This window comes from Necropsobacter rosorum (assembly GCF_964241405.1).
GTDB lineage: Bacteria > Pseudomonadota > Gammaproteobacteria > Enterobacterales > Pasteurellaceae > Necropsobacter > Necropsobacter rosorum.
Map to the genome: position 1 here is coordinate 327,002 of NZ_CAXSXF010000003.1, position 21,344 is coordinate 348,345.

Genomic DNA, 21,344 nt, shown 5'->3' on the forward strand with positions numbered 1-21,344 from the left:
TCCGCTACGCATATGAAAACAACGCGTGATCAATCAGTTCGCAAATCACATTGACAATAAATAAATGATGTTCCAGAATGCGGCTTTCCTTTACGGCAGGTGCGGCAATTTCCAGATCATTTTCGGTTAAAAAACCCTGAATATGATCATTTCGCGCACCGGTCAATACTATGACATTGATTTCTTTATTTAGTGCGCAATTAATGGTGTCCAGAACGGTGTCTTCGTTGCCGAAAGGGGAAAAGACCACCAGAATATCACCTTGCCGCGCGATAGCGTTAAATTGACGCTGATACAGACTGTGCGGCGCGCTGTCGGAGATAATTGCGGATCCTATGGCGTTATCCAGACTTAAGAGAACGGAAGGAAAACTCGGCCGTTCCAGTTCGTAGCGGTTCAGTAAATTGGCGACCAGAAACTGCGCATTGGCATAAGAACGGCCATGTCCGCAGACAATAATTTTATTTCCGCGCAGCAGGCAGCTCACCATCGTGTGTACCGCCTGGACAATCGTATCCGGCAGCAGCTTGGAGGCTGAAATATGCGTTTGAATGCTTTCGCTGTAGAGATCTTTAATTTTATCTAACATAGTGCTTATTCTAGGAAATTGGGAATCCATTCAATATCGTCGGCGGTTTTTCCGAACGCGACCAAATCAAAACGACAATCGGTGTCTTCCAGGCTGCAATCCCGTTGCGCCAGCCAGAGACTTGCCGCATCCTGCCATTTTTGCTGTTTTCGCCAATCCACGCTGTCAACTGCGGAGCCGAACATCGCATTTTTGCGCTGGCGCACTTCCACGAACACGATAGTCTGCTGATCACGCATGATCAGATCCAGTTCACCGCATTTGAAATATTGATTGGCGGCAATAAAATGCAGCCCCTTAGACTCTAAGAAAAGGCGGGCCTGTAATTCAAAGCCCGCACCTTGCTGACGTTTGGAGGTAAACATCTTAATTGCTTAATACTGCAATGCCGCCGTTTTGGTATTGGAACCAGGTCATATCACGTTCGACATTACAGTTCGGGCCGGCACTTAAAACACCGGTCAGACCGGTGACGCTGAAGCCCGGTACCTGACGCAATTCATTAAACTGATTGATCAGCAGCCACGCATCGGAACCCATGGCATACAGACGCATTAATGAATAATCACCGTTGGTTAAGGTTTCCACCTGTTTATATTGTTCGGATTCGGTATCTTTAAAGAACGGAATATCGCTGAATTGCAACCCGTTCATCAGCAAACGGTATTCCGGGCCGTTATTGGAAGAATTGCTGCGCGAACTGGCATACAATTTCAGATTACTGCCGGAATTATCAATCACCGTTTTAATTTCGCTTAACTGCTCGCTGGTCGCGACGATATACAATCCCTGTGCGTTTTCGCTTAAACCGGATTGCAAAGCGAAGCTGATATCATCGGCTTTATTGTAAAATTTGATATTCGCATCGGTGGCGGCAAGTTGCTGCCAGCGTACATTAAACGCGGAGGCGGTGCGCTGTCCCAAATCGCTTTGCGGCACGATCACTAACGGGCTGCGGATGCCGTCGTTCCAGATTTTATTGGCGGCGGATTCCGCTTCATCTTCCGGTGCCAGACCGTAATAACACAGCTGACCGACCGCTCTGGCATTGGCGGTGGAATTCAGTGACAGCACGTTTAAGCCCTGAATCGAAGACGGATTGTTTAACACGGCATCCACATTTTGTTTCAGCAACGGACCGACAACGGTAGTGATGCCTTGCTGTTTGACTTGCGCCAGAATGCTGTCGATAGGCGTTGCGATGGTATCGAAAACCTGTACCGGTATCGCCGAATCGCCGCGCGCATGGTCGAACCCTTTTTTAATGGTATTGCCGATTAATTGCGCATCACCGCTTAACGGCAGTAATAAAGCGATTTGATTCAGGCTGGTTTGTTGAAAATTAAACAATCCCTGCAATTCTGTCGGGAATAAATAGGCGGCGGTATGGTTCGGGTAGCTGTTTTTCCAGTTTTGCAGCGCCTGACTTAACTGTGCCGGCTGATTTAAATGATCATTATAGGCTTTCGCCAGCGCCAGCCAGCCGCCTAATGCCGCATTACCGTCTGCCGCGGTATTATTGATGACGCCCTTATTCGTGTTGCGCAACAACGCCCAAGTGCGGTCATTATTAGCCTGTTTTCTTTGCGTATCGGTGACATAGTTGTCAATCTGAATTCTGGCTTTAACCGCGTCGATCGGATCATTGCGGTTTTCTGCGATACGCGCGCTCACTTCATAATAACGGGCTTTCTGGGACGGGCTTAATAACGACAGATTGATAGCTTGCAGCTGGGTTTGGGCGCTTTTGTTTTTGCCTTTAAGTGCGGCGATATTGGCGTCGATAATGGATTTATCCAGCAATTGCTCATCGTTCAGATCTTTCAGCTCGGCTAACAGCGCTTCTGCCTGCGGAATTTTGTTTTCCGTGAGCAACACGCGGGCGGCCAACAGCTTATAAGTCTGTTTATCTTCGTTATCGCTGGTTTGCTCGATTTTATTCATATAAAAATCGGAATTGGCGTTGGCATCATTTTTCAGTACGCCGGTGAAGCTGCTGCCGAATAAGGTGGTACAGCCTGCGAGTAACAGCGTAAATAAAAAAGGCATTAATTGATTTTTAAAATTAATGCGTTGTAATAGAATAGTCATAATTACTCCGTTGTTCAAACAATCTGTACGGATCTTACTTATCTGAATAATTAAAAGCAAATAAAAGAAGTTAAAAAATGAATAATTTAGCCGGAACCCTCTATATTGTCGCCACCCCTATCGGTAATCTGCGGGATATCACGCAACGGGCGCTGGATGTTTTCGCTCAGGCCGATTTAATTGCCGCCGAAGATACCCGGCACAGCGGTTTGCTGCTTGCCCATTATGGGATTAAAAAACCTTTTTTCGCCCTGCATGATCATAACGAGCAGCAAAAAGCGGCGCAGCTGGTGGCGAAATTGCAGCAGGGGATGAGCATTGCGCTGATTTCCGATGCGGGAACACCGCTGATCAGCGATCCGGGCTTTCATTTGGTCAGACAATGCCGTCAGGCCGGCATCAAGGTGGTGCCGCTGCCGGGCGCCTGCGCGGCGATTACCGCATTGTGCGCCTCGGGCATTGCCTCCGATCGTTTCTGTTTTGAGGGATTTCTGCCGGCCAAAAGCAAAGGGCGGCGCGATAAGCTGGAAGTCCTTGCCGATGAGGAACGCACCCTGATTTTTTATGAATCCACCCATCGGATTTTAGATTGTCTGGCGGATATGGAAGCGGTGTTCGGCGCGGATCGTTATGCGGTACTGGCGCGTGAAATCACCAAAAGCTGGGAAACCGTTTCGGGCGATAGGCTGGCAGCGTTGCGCGCCTGGCTGGCGGAGGATCCTAACCGCACCAAAGGTGAAATGGTGTTAATTGTAGAGGGCAAGCCAAAAACGCAAGAGACGGTTTTTTCCGCACAGGCCATCAAGGCATTGACGTTAATTGCCCGTGAGTTGCCGCTGAAAAAGGCGGCGGCGATTGTGGCGGAAGTTTACGGTTATAAGAAAAATGCGTTGTACCAATTTGGTCTGGCGCATTTTGACTAACCCGGCAAAACGGCATGGCGACAGTGATTTATTGCAATAAAACGTTATATAATCCGTCGGCTTTGTGTATAATTGCGCCAGTTTAGAGGAAAGCAAGCGATATGAGTCAGTTTTTTTATATTCATCCGGAAAATCCGCAGCCCCGGCTGATTAATCAGGCGGTGGATATTTTGCGCCGCGGCGGCGTGATTGTGTATCCGACCGATTCCGGCTATGCGTTAGGCTGTATGCTGGGCGATAAACATGCGATGGATCGGATTGTGCAGATCCGCCAGCTGCCGGAAAATCACAACTTTACGCTGGTATGCAGCGATTTGTCCGAGCTGTCGAATTATTCCGTAGTCAGCAACAGCGCCTATCGTTTAATTAAAAATAATACGCCGGGACGCTATACCTTTATTTTAACCGCCACCAAAGAATTACCGCGCCGCTTGATGACATCCAAACGCAAAACCATTGGTCTTCGCGTACCGGATAATCAGATTGCGCTGGATTTATTGAGCGCATTGGGCGAACCGATTTTGTCCTGTTCGCTGATGCTGCCGGGCGAAGAGCATATTACCCAGTCGGATCCGGAGGAAATCCGTGACCGTCTGGAACGTCAGGTGGATCTGATTATCCACGGCGGTTATCTGGGACAGGAGCCGACCACGGTGGTGGATTTAACCGACGATTCTCCGGTGATTATCCGTGAGGGCAGCGGGTCGATAGCACCGTTTATCTGATCGCAATGCCGATTATTTAACCAGACGCTTGGGAAAGCGACAAAGAGGAATTATGAAACCAAACAAAATAAACTCTCGTCCAAACCGACCGCACTTTAGCGCCGATAAAAGTGCGGTCGATTTTAGTGCCGTTTCCACCGCCACGAAAAGTAAAAGCCGGGTGGCAGGGGAAAAACTGCAGAAAGTGCTGGCGCGCGCCGGTCAGGGATCGCGCCGTGAAATCGAAGCCATGATTGCGGCCAACCGCGTCAGCGTGGACGGCAAAATGGCAACGCTGGGCGACCGGATTGATGTGAATTCGGCCGTAAAAGTGCGCATTGACGGGCATCTCGTCAATCTGATGCAGGCTCAGAAAGCCATGTGTCGCGTGCTGATGTATTACAAACCGGAAGGCGAGTTGTGTACCCGTCATGATCCGGAAGGTCGCGCCACTGTGTTTGACCGTCTGCCGCGCTTAACCGGCGCGCGCTGGATCGCAGTGGGGCGGCTGGATATCAATACTTCCGGCTTATTGTTATTCACCACCGACGGCGAACTGGCAAACCGTTTAATGCACCCGAGCCGGGAAGTGGAACGCGAGTATTCCGTGCGCGTATTCGGTCAGGTTGATGACGCCATGCTGGCGCGCTTGAAAAAAGGCGTGCAGCTGGAAGACGGGCCGGCGAATTTCACGCTAATCAAACCGGTCGGCGGACAAGGCATGAATCAATGGTTTGATGTCACTTTAATGGAAGGGCGTAATCGTGAAGTGCGCCGTTTGTGGGAATCGCAGGGCATTCAGGTCAGCCGCCTGATCCGTATCCGCTACGGTAATATTCAGCTGGCGAAATCGCTGCCCCGCGGCGGATGGGAAGAAATGCCGCTCGAGGAGGTGAATTATTTACGCGAATTGGTCGGTTTGCCGCCGGAAACCGACACCAAACTGGCGGTTCATAAAGTGCGACGGCGTCCGAAAACCGGGCAAATCCGCAAAGCGGTAAAACGCTACACGGAATTGAACAAACGCTATAAAAAATCCTAAAAAACATACCGCACTTTGGCACCGAATAACAAAAGTGCGGTTTATTTTGTGAGAATTTTATGAAAATACAACAACTTCGCTATATTGTCGAAATCGTTAACCAGAACCTCAATGTGACCGAAGCCGCCAATACGCTGTTTACCTCGCAGCCGGGCATCAGTAAGCAGGTGCGGCTGCTGGAGGATGAACTGGGGCTGGAGATTTTCGAACGCAACGGCAAACATATTAAAGCCTTAACGCCGGCGGGGAAAAAAATTGTGTCGATTGCACGCGAGCTGTTGGTGAAAACGCAAAGCATCAAAGCGGTCGCCAATGAGTACACGCAGCCCAATCACGGTGTACTGCGGATCGCCACCACCAATACACAGGCGCGTTATATGCTGCCTGCGGTAGTGGAACGCTTTTCTAAGCAGTATCCCGATGTCAGCCTGCATATTCATCAGGGATCGCCGATGCAGATTTATGACGCGCTGTTGTCCGGCGAAGTGGATCTGGCCATTACGACGGAAGCGCAGTATCTGTTCGACGATGTGGTATTGCTGCCGTGCTATTTCTGGAACCGCTCGGTGATCGTCAAGCCCGATCATCCGCTGGCGAACTGCAAAAACCTGACGATTGAAGAACTGGGCAAATACCCGTTGGTGACTTACACATTCGGGTTTACCGGCGTTTCGGATCTGGATTATTCTTTCAACAGTGCCGGCATTTTGCCGAATATTGTGTTTACCGCAACCGATGCGGATGTAATTAAAACCTATGTGCGGCTGGGACTGGGGGTGGGGATTATGGCCTCAATGGCGCACACGGCGGCGGATACCGATTTGCTGGCAATCGACGCCAGCCATTTGTTCCGCTCCAGCATGACCCAGATAGCATTTAAGCACAGCGTCTTTTTGCGTAATTATATGTATGATTTTATTAATTATTTTTCACTGCACTTAACCCGTCCGATGGTGGAGAAGGCAGAGCGTTTGCATGATAATAATGCGGTTAAGAAATTATTTGATAATGTCGAGCTGGAAGTGCGCTGACATTCGTTTCAGATAGGAATGACCCGCCGTTTCGTGTTGAGCGAGACGGCGGTTTTTTATCAGCGGAATAGGCCTGTATGCAGCGGCTTAATTGATGCCGATCCAATTCGGCAGCGCCAGCGAAATTGCCGGAATATAGGTAATGGCCAGTAAGAAACTGAGCAGAATAAGCAGCCACGGCATCGCGGCGCGGACGACATCCGTCAACGGCATTTTCGATACGGCGGAAGCCACGAATAAATTCAGCCCGATTGGCGGAGTAATCAGCCCGATTTCCATGTTGACCACCATAATGATCCCTAAATGAATCGGATCAATTCCCAGCTGGAGGGCGATCGGAAACAAAATCGGCGCAAGAATCAGAATAATGGCCGAAGGTTCCATAAAGGCGCCGGCGATCAGCAGGATAATATTCACCACGATTAAGAATGTCCATGGCTGTAACTCCCAGCGAATGACATGTTCGGTAATCAGCTGCGGGATTTGTTCGGTGGTTAAGACATGGGCGAACAGCATCGCATTGGCGATAATAAACATCAGCATGACGCTGAGTTTCGCCGATTCCAGCAATACTTTCGGGCAATCGCGCAGTCTGACATCTTTATAAATAAATACCGCGACGAAAAATGAATACACCGCGGCAACGGCCGCCGCTTCTGTCGGGGTAAAGATACCGCTGTAAATTCCGCCGAGAATAATCACCATCAGCAGCAGTCCCCAGCTCGCTTTGCGTGCGGCGGCGCACCATTGACGCACACTGGCGCGGGGTTGCGCCGGCAGTTTTTTAACCCGTGCGACAAGGTAAATGGCAAGCATTAATACCACGCCGAGCAGCGTACCCGGTATTACGCCGGCCATAAATAAACGCCCTACGGAGGTTTCTGTCGCCGCGGCGTAAACCACCATCACGACGGAGGGCGGAATTAAGATCCCTAGAGTTCCCGCATTACAGATAATTCCGGTACCGAAGCCGACCGGATAACCGGAACGCACCATACCGGCGATGGCGATCGAACCGACGGCCGCCACGGTAGCCGGACTTGAGCCGGAAAGTGCGGCGAACAACATGCAGGACATGACGGCGGCAATCGCCAGACCGCCGCGAATATGTCCGACGGTGGCGTTGGCGAAATCAATCAGCCGTTTTGCAACGCCGCCTGTGGTCATAAATGCCCCGGCAAGTAAAAAGAACGGAATGGCTAACAGCGTATAATGTTCCGAGGTTTCAAACAGTTTAATCGCCAGCGAGCTGAGCGAATCCTGACTGAACAATAAAATGGTTATCGCACCGGATAATCCCAGCGAGATAGCGATTGGAACACCGATAAACATCAAGACGAATAACAGCAAAAATAGCACCAGAATCGTCATTTTGCCTCCTTGCGGCTGAGTTTCAGCGCATCTTCACTTTCATCGGCCAGCCCCAGATTGTGTTGCTTGCCGCGCAGAATGCGAATCAGAATTTCAATAAAACGGATTGCTATCAGCGCAAAGCCAAGCGGCATAATCAGCCCGGTTTGCCAGAGTTTAATATTGAAATGATGTAAATCGTCGGCACCCACGCCGGTCAGATACATGGCGTGAATCCATTCATAACTTGCCGCGCTGATTAACACGCCATAGACCAGACAACATAGTGCGGCGATAATTCCGACCGTTTTCTGGCCTGCGCGGGATAAATGTTTAACCACAATATCGACACCGATATGGCCTGCGGTACGCACGCCGTATGAGGCGCCGAAAAAAATCAGCCAGCCGAAACAGACTTTCGTCACCGCAATGCTCCAGGTCATTTCCTGAGCGGCCAGCATAATCCATTCGCCGACCGGTTCGGCAAATGACGCTGTCAGCGGGAAACGGTCTGCCAAATCAAAGAACACATTGTAAAGATTGTTGAAGATGACATAAAAAAATGTCACCAATGTCATCACCATTAATAAAATCGCGATAAAACATTCCTCAAAACGCTCCCATAACCACTTTAGAGAAGCCATTTTTTACTCCTGCAACGAGATGATAAAAAGTGCGGCACGAAACTGCCGCATTTTAATGAGCGGCGATAAAGCCGTTACGGATTGTTGGAGGCTGCCGCCGCCTGAATCAGATCCGCGCCGATAGCGTCTTCAAACTGTTTCCAGACCGGTTTAACCGCATCGCGCCATTGACTGCGCTGTTCCGCTGTCAGCGTAATGATCTGACTGGAACCGGAATCAATAATTTTCTGTTTATCGGCAAGATTCAGCGCATGAGATTGCTTGTTCACCTCAGCAGAAACTTCATCCAGAATGGCGATCAATTCAGCGCGGATGGCTTCAGGCACGCTGTGCCAGAAATCCGTGTTGACGATCACCATGTAAGACAACAATCCGTGATTCGATTCCGTAATATATTTCTGTACCTCGTTGATTTTCTGAGAAAAAATATTGGAATAAGGATTTTCCGCGCCATTGACCACACCGGTTTGCAGTCCTTGATACATTTCACCGAATGCCATTTTACGCGGTACGGCTTTCAACGCTTTGAACTGTGCATCCAACACTTCGGAGTTCTGCACGCGGAATTTTAAACCGCGCGCATCTTTCGGCAGTCTTAATTCCTTATTGGCGGAGAGCTGTTTCAGATCGTTGTTCCAGTAAGCCAGACCGGTAATGCCTTTGTCTTCCATGGATTTCAGCAGGGATTTTCCCGCATCGCTTTGTTCAAAGCGCTCCACCGCCTTAATATCATCAAACAGAAACGGCAAATCGAACAGTTGAATCTTCGGCGTGTATTTATCAAATTTTGCCAGAGACGGGGCAAGCATTTGTACATTATTTAACAGCAGCGCCTCCATTTCCTTACCGTCGCCATACAGGGAAGAGTTGGGATAGACTTCCACTTTCACCTTGCCCGCCAGACGCTGTTCCACCAGCTTCTGAAACAGTAATGCGCCCTGACCTTTCGGGGTTTCGTTAGCGACAACATGGGAAAATTTAATAATGATAGGATCATTGGCCCACGCCGATAATGAAAAAGCGGCACTGAGCGCAAAGGTGGTGATCGTTTTTATTAGTTTTTTGTATAACATTGTGTTTACCTCACTCGATAGGGTTATGAATCGACCGATTCGTTAGCTAATTTGCCCTGTTTTTTACAAAAGTAAACATTTTATTAACAAAATTTTGACAAAGATCGCAAAAAATTTCACTCCCTGCGGTTCGCCGTGCTGAAATAAAAGAGTGAGTTTTCAGTGGAAATATGATAAAAATAAGCTCTCTTTTTTTCATGTATTTTATAGGAAATCACTATGTCAGAGTTACAGAACATCATTGAGGCGGCATTTGAGCGCCGCGCTGAAATTTCGCCGAAAACCGTCGACGCCCAAACCCGCGCGGCAATTGAACAGGTTATTGAGGGGTTGGATCGCGGTCAATACCGGGTGGCGGAAAAAATCGACGGTGAATGGGTAACTCACCAATGGCTGAAAAAAGCCGTACTGTTGTCGTTCCGGATTAACGATAATCAGCTGATCGACGGCGCGGAAACCAAGTATTACGATAAAGTGCGGTTGAAATTTGCCGATTATGATGAAGCCCGTTTCCAGCAGGAAGGATTCCGTGTGGTGCCGTCCGCGACCGTGCGTAAAGGAGCGTATATCGCCAAAAATGCGGTATTAATGCCGTCTTATGTGAATATCGGCGCTTATGTCGGCGAAGGCACGATGGTCGATACCTGGGCGACCGTGGGATCTTGCGCGCAGATCGGCAAAAATGTACATTTGTCCGGCGGCGTGGGAATCGGCGGTGTGCTGGAACCGTTACAAGCCAACCCGACCATTATCGGCGATAACTGTTTTATCGGTGCGCGCTCAGAAGTGGTTGAAGGTGTGATTGTGGAAGACGGCTGTGTGATTTCCATGGGCGTGTTTATCGGCCAGTCCACCAAAATCTATGACCGCGAAACCGGCGAAATCCATTACGGCCGCGTACCGGCAGGCTCCGTCGTGGTTTCCGGCAGCCTGCCTTCCAAAGACGGCAAATACAGTTTGTATTGTGCGGTTATTGTGAAAAAAGTGGATGCCAAAACATTAGGCAAAGTCGGCATCAACGAACTGCTGCGTGCCATCGACGAATAACCGGATTGGTTGGAATAAACCGAATATAAAAAGGGTTGGTGAGTGCCGACCTTTTTCTTATTATAGTTAGACAACGTCTGGCTATAATAGAACGGCGAGGAATAAAATACCCGAAAGGGGAATAACTTCAGCCGACTTTGGACGGTTTTTGAGCCTCTTGGCACCCTATATGGGTAAATATTAATTTCGAAAATTAACGGGAATGTCGTTATGACAAACTTATCTATTTTAAATCAATCAATTCGCACCTTAGACAATATCTATTCCTTAAATGATCTTCACTTGGCGAGTGGAAATGATCCAAAATATCGTCCAAATCTATTTGCTCGTAATGAACAAACTAAGGAATTAGCAAAAGAAATTGAAAATGGGTGAAACACAAAAACGATCTTCGCTATTAAAACTATTCGTGGAGGTAAAGATATTTCGGTTCAAGGAACTTGGGCTTGTGAAGAATTAGTACTAAGTTACGCCATGTGGATTAGCCCAAAATTTCATTTAGTTGTGCTACGGGCATTCTTAGCTATGCACAAACAGCAAACTCAACTGCAGCAGCTTGCCTTGCCGGAGCCTGAGAAAAAATATTCCTGCGAACTGACCGAAAAACAATGGCTACGTTTCGCTTCAATGTGGTATGCGCTTTACAATAATTTAGAATTATTGAGTAAAATTCACAAACCGCTTGAAATGCTCGGCTCACACTACGGTATCACCGCTTACACTCACGCAACAGAATATCAAACCGTGCTAGGCGTAATGAAACGCATGCTTGAGCCAATGTTGGCAGAGTTTAACGTCGATCCACGTGAAGAAGCTCATTACTACCACGCGCTTAAAACCCTACGCGAATATCAACCGAAAGGACTTGCTAAAGGCGTAGTTATCTAAACCCTAATCAAAACCGACCGCACTTTTATTGTTTTTTGCGGTGATATTTTGTACATTAGAAGTATAAATTGGACATTAAAAGGGTATGGCGATGAAAAATAGTTCTAAGATTTACTTAGCTGATGTGATTATGAAAATGGTTTACCTTTTTATTGCAATTTTGGTTATTTCAGCTATTTTAGCTAAACTTGCACCGTGTGATCCGTTAGCTTTTCCTTGGCATATTGTCGGCTTTTCTTGCGGTTTAATTTTGTTTGGTTTATTTATGGCATATCGTGAACATAAAATAAAAAAGCAAGAGAAAGAATATCTGGACAATTTGCTTGAAAAAGTCGAAAAGGAATTAGACATTAAATTACGTTAAATCGAATTAACTTAAAAAGCTCGCTTCGGCGGGCTTTTTTATTATAGCTAGACAACGTCTAGCTATAAAAACCACACGCTATGCGTATGGAATCAAAAAGCTTAAGCGGTGAGTAAAATAAAAATCCTCCTATAATGAATAAGGCTGACAACCAAAATTCAACATATGGGAGGAGAGGTCATGGTAAGTCATTCCAATGACGATTCAAGTCTATCACATACCAGATGGAACTGTAAGTATCATAGAGTCTTCATACCGAAATACAGAAGAAAAGCGATTTATGGGAAATGACGAGTAGATATAGGCGGAATCTTAAGGCAGTTATGTAACTACAAAGATGTAGAATAGCAAAGTCGTAGAGGAATACGTCAGGAATCAGGAAAAGGAAGATATGATTTCGGATAATTTATCGAAGAAAGAATATGTGAACTCCTTTAAGGGGTAAGCCATAGTGTTATTGTGCAGTTGTCAGTTTTTTCACATGCCCCTTGAGGGGCCTGTGAAGTCCTAGGCCTTTATAGGGTAGCCTAAAAACCGCACGTTTCATGTGTGGATTGTTATTGGGAGGAGGATCATGTCAGGAAGTTTATGGCGTTTAGCAATTCAACTGGAATTAGATCAAGTTAAGTTTCAGGATGCATTAACTAAGGCACAGAATAATGCCCGTAGATTTTCAGAAAGAACCGCGCAATATTTAAATAATATTGATAAAGCGATGGTATTGCTCACTGTATCAAAAAACTGACCAACAACCTCATTGAAACGGCGTAGTGTGTTGCGATATTCGACGGCGTTATCTTTTGATTCAACGGCAAATTTGGAACCGATAGCCGTAAGCGGGCTGTAAAGCCCATGAAGTAAATTATTGTTACGTCTGAATGCGAAACATGCTCAAGCGACAGTTTGTAGTTCATATTCCGTTAATGTGACAGTATAGGTCTTTTCAGGTTCTGGTAAAGCAATCTGCTGCTGAACTTGATATTTCCCTGTTTTGCGAATTTGGGGTAATACCTCAGAGATTACCCAACGTTTTACTCTTTTCGCACTCTCTAATTTAGAACTAAGAATTAACGAATACATTCCGCTTTCATTAACAAATAAAACTTGAGCACGTTTATTGACCGTGTTCACGATCTCACGTTCCGTTAGGTCGTCAGGATCGACGTGATCTTTAATTGCTTTATAAGGGTTTTAATACTTCAATAGCTCAGCTAATTAAGCAGCTCTAAAAAATATTTCGTTATTTTCAACAATTGTTTGAACAGGAGTATTTTCAAAATTGAAGATAGTTAAGCTTGTCATAGCTTTGTTTCCTTTTGAGAGAAATCCCGATAAATCGGGCGGTAGAGAGTTCAAAACTCGCAAAGCATCGAGCGGAGTTATTCCCTTTCGGTGTTGTATTCCTCGCACTCTCGACCATTGGTTTAGATTGTTATTTTTTGCATCGTAAAAGTTGTGAGAAAGAGAAAAGAGATCACAAATTTTGGATACACAAAAATTACGCTGACGGGATGAATAACCGTGCTTTGTAAGGTTTTTGAGACCTCGAAAATGGTCCTATGCTTAACAGGTTGGGGTGTCAAGCGTAGGGATAAATTTTACATATCTTGTGCTGCATGGAAATACAGTTCACGGTGAATCGCGTTGGCAATAAATCTGTCTCGGTTTTTGTAAATGTTGCCCATAGCTTCAATACGGCGATCCATGCGTTTAAGCAAAAACTCAGGTAGGCTAATTTCAAATTTCTGCTTTTCACCAAGGTATGGTGTGATGTCAATATCGACTAATAGCCAAGTATCAAAATCCGCGTATTCAGGATCGTTGCGGTAATGGGTTACGCCTAAATCTTTGAGTGAAGTAATATCTAAATTATCTTCTGCCATCATCTCAAGATTGCTCGTAATCGCTTCTGTAATCATAGGTAGAAGCTGATCGACTTCATCAGCTGCACTAAAACAACCGTAGTTTCGTTCACAAAGCGCAGGAACAATCATGCCGTAGGCTTGGTTTTCATTGTTAGGTGTTTCTACACCAACGGTAAAAATCATAATGTATCCTTGTAATTTAAGGTGAGATTAAACGCTTGATCCAACGCTTGCGCAAGGCGATCTAATTTATCAATACCACTTTTGTACCATGGATTAAGCAAGCGTTGCATTTCGGCAGGGCTAAAGCCCGCCAATTTGCCGAGTTCAGTTTTACTTAATTTCCGCTTAATTCTTTCATTATGAATTAACACCTTGGCTTCAACAAGCGTAGGCATTAAAACAAGTATTTCACCTTGCTGTGGCGCATTGGGTTCAGGGAAAATTTCTTCATCTTTGAACGCAAATTCCACTGCGCCAATTAGGCTAGATTCAAGTTCAGTCATTGTTTCAGTTTCTGTGTCACCTTGGGCGATGATTGAGCTATTTTCACTCAACTGCACTCTGCCGACATAATAGGTTTTGTCGTTTTCTTCAAATTGCTCAAGGGTTGCAGGGTAATAACGCATTGTGTTCTCCGTATTGAGATTAAGTGTTCAAACAAGCCCCCATTTTAGGGGCTTGGATTAAATTTCTAACTGTTTTTTGATTTTGCTGATGGTTGCTTCTGCAATATCTTTTGAGCTTCTTGTCAGTTGTGTATTTTTGCCATTTCGGTATAAGCGGTAATGCTTTGTGCCTTGTTGGATTTCTACACCTTGGCCTTGCAAGTATTTCAGAAATTGTCTTGGCTTCACTCAATCTCTTTTGTTTTAGATGAATTTATTATATACGTTAAAGTAAATTTTATTAAAAGATAATTTAACCCCAAATCATTCAGATTTTGGGGTTTTTATAGCTAGACGTTAGCTATAATAGAAAAGCCCTGAAATAACAGGGCTTAAGGCTATTTTTGAAATGATATGTTATCTCATGAAAAGCAGGGTTTTTATTCCCACTCAATCGTCGCTGGGGGTTTTCCTGAGACGTCGTACACCACACGGGAGATGCCGTTGACTTCGTTGATGATACGATTGGAGATTTTGCCGAGCAGGTCGTAAGGTAAATGCGCCCAATGTGCGGTCATAAAATCAATCGTTTCGACGGCGCGCAGGGAGACGACCCAGTCGTATTTGCGGCCGTCGCCCATAACGCCGACCGATTTGACCGGCAGGAAGACGGTAAATGCCTGACTGACTTTATCATACCAGCCGGAATTGTACAGTTCTTCAATAAAGATCGCATCGGCGCGGCGCAATAAATCGCAGTATTCTTTTTTGATCTCGCCTAGCACGCGCACGCCTAAACCCGGCCCCGGGAACGGGTGACGGTTGAGCATTTCTGCAGGTAAGCCGAGCGCCAGCCCGATTTTGCGGACTTCGTCTTTAAACAATTCGCGCAACGGTTCGACCAGACCGAGTTTCATGTAATCCGGTAAGCCGCCGACATTATGGTGTGATTTAATTACATGTGCCTTGCCGGTTTTGCTGGCGGCAGATTCGATCACGTCAGGATAAATCGTGCCTTGCGCCAGCCATTTTACGCGGGTTTGTTTGTGCGCTTCTTCATCAAAAACATCGACGAATACTTTGCCGATCATTTTACGTTTGGCTTCCGGATCGGCAATGCCGTTCAAGGCGGTAAGAAAGCGATCTTCGGCATTGACGCGGATAATGTTTAAACCGAATTTATCGCCGAACATTTGCATGACCTGATCCGCCTCGTTTAAACGCAGCAAGCCGTTATCCACGAACACGCAATGCAGGTTTTTGCCGATGGCACGATGCAGCAGCAGCGCGGTAACGGAGGAGTCCACACCGCCGGAGAGGCCTAAGATCACTTCGTCGTCGCCGACTTGCGCTTTGATGCGCGAAACCGCGTCTTCAATGATATTTTCCGCAGTCCATTTGGTTTCGCAGCCGCAGATAGCAACGACGAAATTGGTTAATAATGCCAGACCGCTTTTCGTGTGGGTCACTTCCGGGTGAAATTGCACGCCGTAAAAGCGTCGGGTTTCATCGGACATCGCGGCAATCGGACAGGTCGGTGTAGTGCCGGTGACATTAAAGTGCGGTGGTAATTGGGTGACTTTATCGCCGTGACTCATCCAAACGTCTAATTTTGGCGCTGACGCGGTCAAATCATCATTTAATGTTGCAAATAAGCTGTCGGTGGCTTTTAAATCCACTGACGCGTAGCCGAATTCGCGATGATTGGAATTTTCAGTCAAACCGCCCAGTTGCATCGCCATGGTTTGCATGCCGTAGCAGATGCCTAACACCGGTACGCCGGCGCGGAAAACATAGTCCGGCGCACGCGGGCTGTTTTCTTCCGTAGTACTTTCCGGGCCGCCGGAAAGAATGATCCCTGTCGGGTTAAAGTCACGGATCTGTTCTTCCGTCACATCCCATGCCCAAAGTTCGCAATAGACCCCGATTTCGCGCACACGGCGCGCAATCAGCTGCGTATATTGTGAACCGAAGTCTAAAATTAAAATTTTGTGGTTATGAATGTTTGTCATTTTTTCTCTTTTACGTTCAATTAAAATTAGGGTTTAATCGACATTTGAATATAAGTGCCGCCATTGCCATCATTAATATATTGAATTGGAAATGCTTTAGTATGACCGCAACCTGACGCGGTCCAAGTTTCTTTTGTGCCTAACACCGCCGTTTTATCCGCATTTAACGCAACCTCATCAATTTGGGTATGAATAGTGGAAGGACGACAATGATAAATAGCGTCAAAATAAAGATTAATATTCTTTTCTGTATCAATTTTTAGCAACCAATCTGCCGTTGTCTCACCGCTATAAGTCGGCCCAAAAATCGCACAACCTGTTAATCCTAACGTTAAAAAGAAAGCTAATTTTTTCATTGCTATTTTTCCTCTTTTTGTTGTCTTTAAGCATCTATTTTAATGGGTAATCACAGTCAGGATGCCTGTTCATACTAATTTAGTGCCAGACAACGGTTAATCGGCGGTTAATCGGCTGTACATTCTACCATTATTAATGAGAAAAGTGCGGTCAGTTTTTGAGGCGTTTTTATAAAAACTTAGGCGCCGCTTTGTGCGCCCAAGATGATTAGCCCATACGGTAGTTCGGCGCTTCTTTGGTGATGGTGACATCATGCACATGGCTTTCTTTGATGCCGGCACCGCTGATGCGAACGAATTGCGCTTTGGTGCGCAGGTCGTCGATTGTCGCACAGCCGGTCAGCCCCATACAGGAACGCAGACCGCCCATTTGCTGATGAATGATTTCCTTTAAAAAGCCTTTGTAAGGAATGCGTCCTTCGATACCTTCCGGCACTAATTTATCCGCCGCGTTATCCGATTGGAAATAACGATCGGAGGAGCCTTTCGACATCGCCCCGAGCGATCCCATACCGCGGTAGGATTTAAATGCGCGGCCTTGATATAGCTCGATTTCGCCCGGCGCTTCTTCGGTGCCGGCGAACATCGAACCTACCATTACACAGGCGGCGCCGGCGGCTAACGCTTTAGCGATATCGCCCGAATAGCGGATACCGCCGTCGGCAATCACCGGAATGCCGCGATCTTTTAAGGCTTCCGCCGCATCGGAAATGGCGGTGATTTGCGGCACGCCCACGCCGGTTACGATACGGGTGGTACAAATGGAACCCGGGCCGATACCGATTTTCACCGCACTTGCGCCGGCGTCGGCCAGTGCGAGTGCGCCTTCTGCGGTTGCCACATTACCGGCGATAATCGGTAAATCGGGATATTTGGCGCGGGTTTCGCGGACGCGTTGCAACACGCCTTCGGAATGACCGTGCGATGAATCGATCAGCAACACATCCACACCGGCTTTGACTAAAGCGTCAATACGTTCTTCGTTCCCGGCGCCGGCACCGACCGCCGCACCGACCCGCAAACGGCCGAATTCATCTTTACAGGCGTTCGGTTTGCTTTCCGCTTTCTGATAATCCTTTAAGGTAATCATGCCTTTGAGTTTGAAACTGTCATCAATCACCAACACTTTTTCAACACGGTGAGAATGCATCAAATGGAAAATTTCCTCACGGCTGGCGCCTTCTTTTACCGTTACCAGACGGTCTTTCGGCGTCATCAGATCGGCGACGGTTTTGGTCGAATCTTTCACAAAACGGGTATCGCGACCGGTAATAATGCCCACCAGATTGCCGTGCGCATCCACTACCGGGTAACCGGCAAAGCCGTTTTTCTTGACTAATTCAGCGAGTTCGCCCAAGGTTAAATCCGGTGAAACTGTCACCGGTTCAGAGACAATACCGCTTTCGAATTTTTTGACTTTCCGCACGCGATCGGCCTGACGTTCGATACTCATATTTTTATGAATAAACCCGATACCGCCTTCCTGCGCCAGCGAAATGGCCAGTTTGGTTTCGGTGACGGTATCCATCGCCGCCGATAACATCGGAATGTTTAAACGAATGGTTTTGGTCAGTTGAGTGGATAGATTGGCGGTATTAGGCAACACCGTAGAATGCGCGGGAACCAGAAGAACGTCATCAAAGGTCAAAGCCTCTTTTATTACTCGTAACATGGCAATATTCTCTCTTTAAGAAGGGTTGAAATTCAAAGGATGTAAAAAATATTGCGCTGGGATTATACAGATTCCGCAATCGTTTGGGAATGAATTTTTTATAAATATTTTATCTTTTAAAAAAATTATGTTAGAAAGGGCACGACAATTTTTAGCGGAGACGATTATGTATACATTATTGTCGTTGCTGGCGGACGGCAACGTCTATTCTTTTCAAAAACTGACCGCACTTTTGGATAAAGATGAAAACGCGCTGCGGGCGGATATTGACGCCTTACAGGCGCAGGGATTAACCTTGCGATGTGATGATGCCAATGTTCACTTACAACCGCAAACGGCGCTGCTTGATGCCGAACGTCTGGGGCGGGAGTTGGCGCCTTATCATGTTATGATTCGGCCGGTGGTTGATTCCACCAATCAGTTTTTATTGACCCGTTTAGCCGATTTACAGAAAGGGGATTTATGTCTGGCCGAATATCAAACGGCGGGGCGCGGGCGACGCGGGCGGCAGTGGCGTTCGCCGTTTGCCGGACAGGTGATCCTGAGTTTTTACTGGACGCTGGCGCCTGCGGTGTCCTTAAACGGTTTGAGTTTGCTGATCGGTATTGCCATTGCGGATACCTTGAAGGCGCTGGGCGCTGCCGATATTACCTTAAAATGGCCGAATGATGTGTTGCTGCAGGGGTGCAAACTGGCCGGTATTCTAATTGAAATTGCCAGCGGAAAAAACGGGCTGACCAATTTGATTGTCGGGATCGGCATCAATGTTTCGCTTCCGGCGCAGGATAATCACATTGATCAACCTTGGGCGCAGCTGGTTGAAGTGTTGCCGCAGGTCGATCGCAATACATTGATCATCCGGCTGGTGAATACGCTTTACGCTTATTTGGCGATTTTTCAGCAACAAGGCATCGGCTTTTTTCGTCAGCGCTGGCTGGAGTTGGATCACTTTTTGGGCGAGCCGGTGAATCTGATCAGTGAAAAGCAGGTGATCTCAGGCATTGAGCAAGGGATCGACGATAACGGCTATTTGCTGTTATCCCTCGAGCAGGGCAAAAAACTGCTACGTTTTAATGCCGGCGAAGTGTCGTTGCGCAAGGCATAAGGCAAAATGTCATGAAAGTGCGGTCAAAAAAATAAAAATTTTGACCGCACTTTGGATTGGGGGAGTAACAAATTACTTGATAACGTTTTGTACCAGCGCAGAGATATCCGCGCCGAACTGTTCGTTGCGCGCCATATTTTCAATCTCCTCATAACGATAGTGATCGCCGTTATAAACGACCACGATGCTGGTATCGCCGGGTTGCAGAAAAGTCTGCTCGCCGAATGGCGTGTAGCGCGTGGCGCCGATACTGATAACCGCCGAAGTAGGGTAGCCAGCCTGCGCCATCAGCGGTGCAATAGAATTCATCGGACCTTGATCGGGCTGATGGTTCATTTTATCTATAATCCAATTCAGTAATTTTTGGTGAAAATAGCTATAACCTAAAGCGGGGCTGTCGATACCGTAAGCGTTCAATACGCCGTCACGTTTATGAAAACAGGCGATGCGGTAGCGGTCGATTTCACTGCCGGGGGCAAAACCGGAAAGCGGAATCAAGGTGGCGGAGATTCCTTTGGTCTTTTCGCCCCAGTTTTTCTTTTCGCAGATTTTATTTGCATTCGGGCGACGAATCGAACAGTCATTATAGGCAGCGAAATAGCGCGGCAAAAGTGCGGTCACTTTGTTATCCGAATAGTTGATATCGCAGATTAAAGCGATTTCAGGCTCAATCTGTAAATTATCGGCTCCTTGACCCGGAAAGGTGATGGTGTCGGTGCTGAGCGGATAAACCGAAAGAAAACCGGCGTTTTCAGCAGGCACATAAAACGGGAAAATCGCTTTGGGCTGAATGGCTTCTTCGGTTTCCACCTGTAAAAAATCCGCCGCCTCGCCCGCCTGCTCTAAATGCCCGGCAAAGTTACCGGCTACGCCCAAACCAATTGCGTGTTTAAATTCTGTCATCGATTTATCCTTGTTATTTGTGTTTGCAAAAGAATGACCGCACTTTAATCTGAAATCGCTCATAACACAAGCCGGGCGATGATTTTCTAGGCAAACAAAGTTAATTTTGAAATTTTTTGCAAAAAGGTGTTGCAAAGCCGGCTGAAATCCCTATAATACGCCACACACAACGACGCGACGTTGTAAATAATATGAATTTTGACTCGCGTCGTTCTTTTTTGCTCTTTAACAATTTATCAGACAATCTGTGTGGGCACTTGTTGATTGACTTTGTTGAAAAATATTTTTTAATTTTGAAGTCTTGATAAGTGCTTAACTTGAAATTCATTTTGTATTGTAGGGACGCAATGCTTGCGTCCGCAAACAAAATTAAAGCTAAGTGATTTATTGAGCGATTGAACTTTGAATTGAAGAGTTTGATCATGGCTCAGATTGAACGCTGGCGGCAGGCTTAACACATGCAAGTCGAACGGTAGCGGATGAAAGCTTGCTTTTATTCGCGAGAGTGGCGGACGGGTGAGTAATGCTTGGGAATCTGGCCTATGGAGGGGGATAACAACGGGAAACTGTTGCTAATACCGCGTAGTATCGGGAGATGAAAGGGGGCGTAAGCTTCTGCCATGGGATGAGCCCAAGTGGGATTAGGTAGTTGGTGAGGTAAAGGCTCACCAAGCCTGCGATCTCTAGCTGGTCTGAGAGGATGGCCAGCCACACTGGAACTGAGACACGGTCCAGACTCCTACGGGAGGCAGCAGTGGGGAATATTGCGCAATGGGGGGAACCCTGACGCAGCCATGCCGCGTGAATGAAGAAGGCCTTCGGGTTGTAAAGTTCTTTCGGTGATGAGGAAGGTAACATTGCTAATACCAATGTTAATTGACGTTAATTACAGAAGAAGCACCGGCTAACTCCGTGCCAGCAGCCGCGGTAATACGGAGGGTGCGAGCGTTAATCGGAATAACTGGGCGTAAAGGGCACGCAGGCGGGCTTTTAAGTGAGATGTGAAATCCCCGGGCTTAACCTGGGAATAGCATTTCAGACTGGGAGTCTAGAGTACTTTAGGGAGGGGTAGAATTC

General features: G+C 47.0%; 24 protein-coding genes, 1 rRNA gene and 3 pseudogenes. 13 read left to right on the forward strand and 15 right to left on the reverse strand.

The genetic code is table 11. The annotated features are described in order from the left end of the window. Positions 1-4 precede the first annotated feature (4 nt). Genes ACESOH_RS08050 through ACESOH_RS08060 form a run of 3 tightly spaced genes read right to left on the reverse strand, consistent with a single transcriptional unit; the run spans position 5 to position 2,680 of the window. Positions 5-589, reverse strand: a complete 585-nt coding sequence (locus ACESOH_RS08050) for a D-sedoheptulose-7-phosphate isomerase (protein WP_373100648.1) — start codon at positions 587-589, stop codon at positions 5-7. 5 nt (positions 590-594) lie between these two features. After that, the gene (locus ACESOH_RS08055; protein WP_373100649.1) at positions 595-954 is read right to left on the reverse strand and encodes a YraN family protein; all 360 of its coding nucleotides are present in this window, start codon (positions 952-954) and stop codon (positions 595-597) included. Between the two features lies 1 nt (position 955). Next, entirely contained in the window at positions 956-2,680 is a 1,725-nt protein-coding gene (locus ACESOH_RS08060; RefSeq protein ID WP_373100650.1) for a penicillin-binding protein activator, read from the reverse strand. A 77-nt stretch (positions 2,681-2,757) separates the two neighbouring features. Here ACESOH_RS08060 and rsmI point away from each other — a divergent pair, with 77 nt between their 5' ends. From rsmI to cysB, 4 genes are all read left to right on the forward strand, one after another. Then, the gene (gene rsmI, locus ACESOH_RS08065; RefSeq protein ID WP_373100651.1) at positions 2,758-3,603 is read left to right on the forward strand and encodes a 16S rRNA (cytidine(1402)-2'-O)-methyltransferase; all 846 of its coding nucleotides are present in this window, start codon (positions 2,758-2,760) and stop codon (positions 3,601-3,603) included. A 101-nt stretch (positions 3,604-3,704) separates the two neighbouring features. Then, positions 3,705-4,328, forward strand: coding sequence for an L-threonylcarbamoyladenylate synthase (locus ACESOH_RS08070; protein ID WP_373100652.1), 624 nt, complete (start codon positions 3,705-3,707; stop codon positions 4,326-4,328). Between the two features lie 52 nt (positions 4,329-4,380). Beyond that, the gene (gene rluB, locus ACESOH_RS08075) at positions 4,381-5,349 is read left to right on the forward strand and encodes a 23S rRNA pseudouridine(2605) synthase RluB (protein WP_373100653.1); all 969 of its coding nucleotides are present in this window, start codon (positions 4,381-4,383) and stop codon (positions 5,347-5,349) included. 59 nt (positions 5,350-5,408) lie between these two features. Continuing rightward, entirely contained in the window at positions 5,409-6,380 is a 972-nt protein-coding gene (gene cysB, locus ACESOH_RS08080) for an HTH-type transcriptional regulator CysB (protein WP_373100654.1), read from the forward strand. 87 nt (positions 6,381-6,467) lie between these two features. Here cysB and dctM read toward each other — a convergent pair whose 3' ends face one another. The 3 genes from dctM to ACESOH_RS08095 form a co-directional block, all read right to left on the reverse strand. Further along, positions 6,468-7,751, reverse strand: a complete 1,284-nt coding sequence (gene dctM, locus ACESOH_RS08085) for a C4-dicarboxylate TRAP transporter large permease protein DctM (protein WP_373100655.1) — start codon at positions 7,749-7,751, stop codon at positions 6,468-6,470. After that, positions 7,748-8,374, reverse strand: a complete 627-nt coding sequence (locus ACESOH_RS08090) for a TRAP transporter small permease (protein WP_373100656.1) — start codon at positions 8,372-8,374, stop codon at positions 7,748-7,750. Before ACESOH_RS08090 ends, dctM begins: the two co-directional genes overlap by 4 nt. Before the next feature lie 74 nt (positions 8,375-8,448). Then, positions 8,449-9,447, reverse strand: coding sequence for a TRAP transporter substrate-binding protein (locus ACESOH_RS08095; protein ID WP_373100657.1), 999 nt, complete (start codon positions 9,445-9,447; stop codon positions 8,449-8,451). A 219-nt stretch (positions 9,448-9,666) separates the two neighbouring features. Between ACESOH_RS08095 and dapD the strand changes: the two genes are divergently transcribed. The 7 genes and pseudogenes from dapD to ACESOH_RS08130 all read left to right on the forward strand — a co-directional run bounded on the left by dapD (position 9,667) and on the right by ACESOH_RS08130 (position 12,491). After that, positions 9,667-10,494, forward strand: coding sequence for a 2,3,4,5-tetrahydropyridine-2,6-dicarboxylate N-succinyltransferase (gene dapD, locus ACESOH_RS08100; RefSeq protein WP_373100658.1), 828 nt, complete (start codon positions 9,667-9,669; stop codon positions 10,492-10,494). Positions 10,495-10,704: 210 nt separating this feature from the next. Beyond that, positions 10,705-10,869: a KilA-N domain-containing protein gene (locus ACESOH_RS08105; protein WP_373100659.1), complete on the forward strand. Its 165-nt coding sequence runs from the start codon at positions 10,705-10,707 to the stop codon at positions 10,867-10,869. 30 nt (positions 10,870-10,899) lie between these two features. Then, positions 10,900-11,016 (forward strand): annotated as a pseudogene (locus ACESOH_RS08110) (KilA-N domain-containing protein); the annotation flags it as partial. 3 nt (positions 11,017-11,019) lie between these two features. Further along, positions 11,020-11,382: a P22AR C-terminal domain-containing protein gene (locus ACESOH_RS08115; protein WP_373100660.1), complete on the forward strand. Its 363-nt coding sequence runs from the start codon at positions 11,020-11,022 to the stop codon at positions 11,380-11,382. Positions 11,383-11,473: 91 nt separating this feature from the next. Beyond that, entirely contained in the window at positions 11,474-11,746 is a 273-nt protein-coding gene (locus tag ACESOH_RS08120) for a hypothetical protein (RefSeq protein ID WP_373100661.1), read from the forward strand. Positions 11,747-11,926: 180 nt separating this feature from the next. Then, a pseudogene (locus ACESOH_RS08125) lies at positions 11,927-12,034 on the forward strand (IS200/IS605 family transposase); the annotation flags it as partial. Positions 12,035-12,320: 286 nt separating this feature from the next. Next, positions 12,321-12,491, forward strand: a complete 171-nt coding sequence (locus tag ACESOH_RS08130; protein ID WP_373100662.1) for a hypothetical protein — start codon at positions 12,321-12,323, stop codon at positions 12,489-12,491. 11 nt (positions 12,492-12,502) lie between these two features. Here ACESOH_RS08130 and ACESOH_RS11775 read toward each other — a convergent pair. The 8 genes and pseudogenes from ACESOH_RS11775 to guaB form a co-directional block, all read right to left on the reverse strand. After that, positions 12,503-12,622, reverse strand: a pseudogene (locus tag ACESOH_RS11775) (P22AR C-terminal domain-containing protein); the annotation flags it as partial. A 15-nt stretch (positions 12,623-12,637) separates the two neighbouring features. Beyond that, entirely contained in the window at positions 12,638-12,877 is a 240-nt protein-coding gene (locus ACESOH_RS08135) for a BRO-N domain-containing protein (RefSeq protein ID WP_373100663.1), read from the reverse strand. A 467-nt stretch (positions 12,878-13,344) separates the two neighbouring features. Further along, positions 13,345-13,794 (reverse strand): type II toxin-antitoxin system HicB family antitoxin, encoded by a 450-nt coding sequence (locus ACESOH_RS08140; RefSeq protein WP_373100664.1) that lies wholly within the window; start codon positions 13,792-13,794, stop codon positions 13,345-13,347. Further along, the gene (locus ACESOH_RS08145; protein WP_373100665.1) at positions 13,791-14,240 is read right to left on the reverse strand and encodes a helix-turn-helix domain-containing protein; all 450 of its coding nucleotides are present in this window, start codon (positions 14,238-14,240) and stop codon (positions 13,791-13,793) included. The genes ACESOH_RS08140 and ACESOH_RS08145 overlap by 4 nt, the downstream gene beginning before the upstream one ends. Before the next feature lie 57 nt (positions 14,241-14,297). Then, positions 14,298-14,468, reverse strand: a complete 171-nt coding sequence (locus tag ACESOH_RS08150) for an mRNA interferase (RefSeq protein ID WP_373100666.1) — start codon at positions 14,466-14,468, stop codon at positions 14,298-14,300. Positions 14,469-14,659: 191 nt separating this feature from the next. Next, complete coding sequence (guaA, locus tag ACESOH_RS08155; protein ID WP_373100667.1) at positions 14,660-16,231, reverse strand: glutamine-hydrolyzing GMP synthase; 1,572 nt, start codon at positions 16,229-16,231, stop codon at positions 14,660-14,662. Between the two features lie 26 nt (positions 16,232-16,257). Next, on the reverse strand, positions 16,258-16,587 hold the full coding sequence (locus tag ACESOH_RS08160) for a hypothetical protein (protein ID WP_373100668.1): 330 nt from the start codon (positions 16,585-16,587) through the stop codon (positions 16,258-16,260). A 208-nt stretch (positions 16,588-16,795) separates the two neighbouring features. Further along, the gene (gene guaB / locus ACESOH_RS08165) at positions 16,796-18,259 is read right to left on the reverse strand and encodes an IMP dehydrogenase (RefSeq protein WP_032094095.1); all 1,464 of its coding nucleotides are present in this window, start codon (positions 18,257-18,259) and stop codon (positions 16,796-16,798) included. Positions 18,260-18,425: 166 nt separating this feature from the next. Here guaB and birA point away from each other — a divergent pair, with 166 nt between their 5' ends. Further along, positions 18,426-19,364, forward strand: coding sequence for a bifunctional biotin--[acetyl-CoA-carboxylase] ligase/biotin operon repressor BirA (gene birA / locus ACESOH_RS08170; RefSeq protein WP_373100669.1), 939 nt, complete (start codon positions 18,426-18,428; stop codon positions 19,362-19,364). Positions 19,365-19,436: 72 nt separating this feature from the next. Here the strand turns inward: birA and ACESOH_RS08175 are convergent, their stop codons facing one another. Further along, positions 19,437-20,267 (reverse strand): DUF5718 family protein, encoded by an 831-nt coding sequence (locus ACESOH_RS08175; protein ID WP_032094097.1) that lies wholly within the window; start codon positions 20,265-20,267, stop codon positions 19,437-19,439. A gap of 404 nt (positions 20,268-20,671) precedes the next feature. Between ACESOH_RS08175 and ACESOH_RS08180 the strand changes: the two genes are divergently transcribed. Beyond that, a 16S ribosomal RNA gene (locus ACESOH_RS08180) occupies positions 20,672-21,344 on the forward strand; the annotation flags it as partial.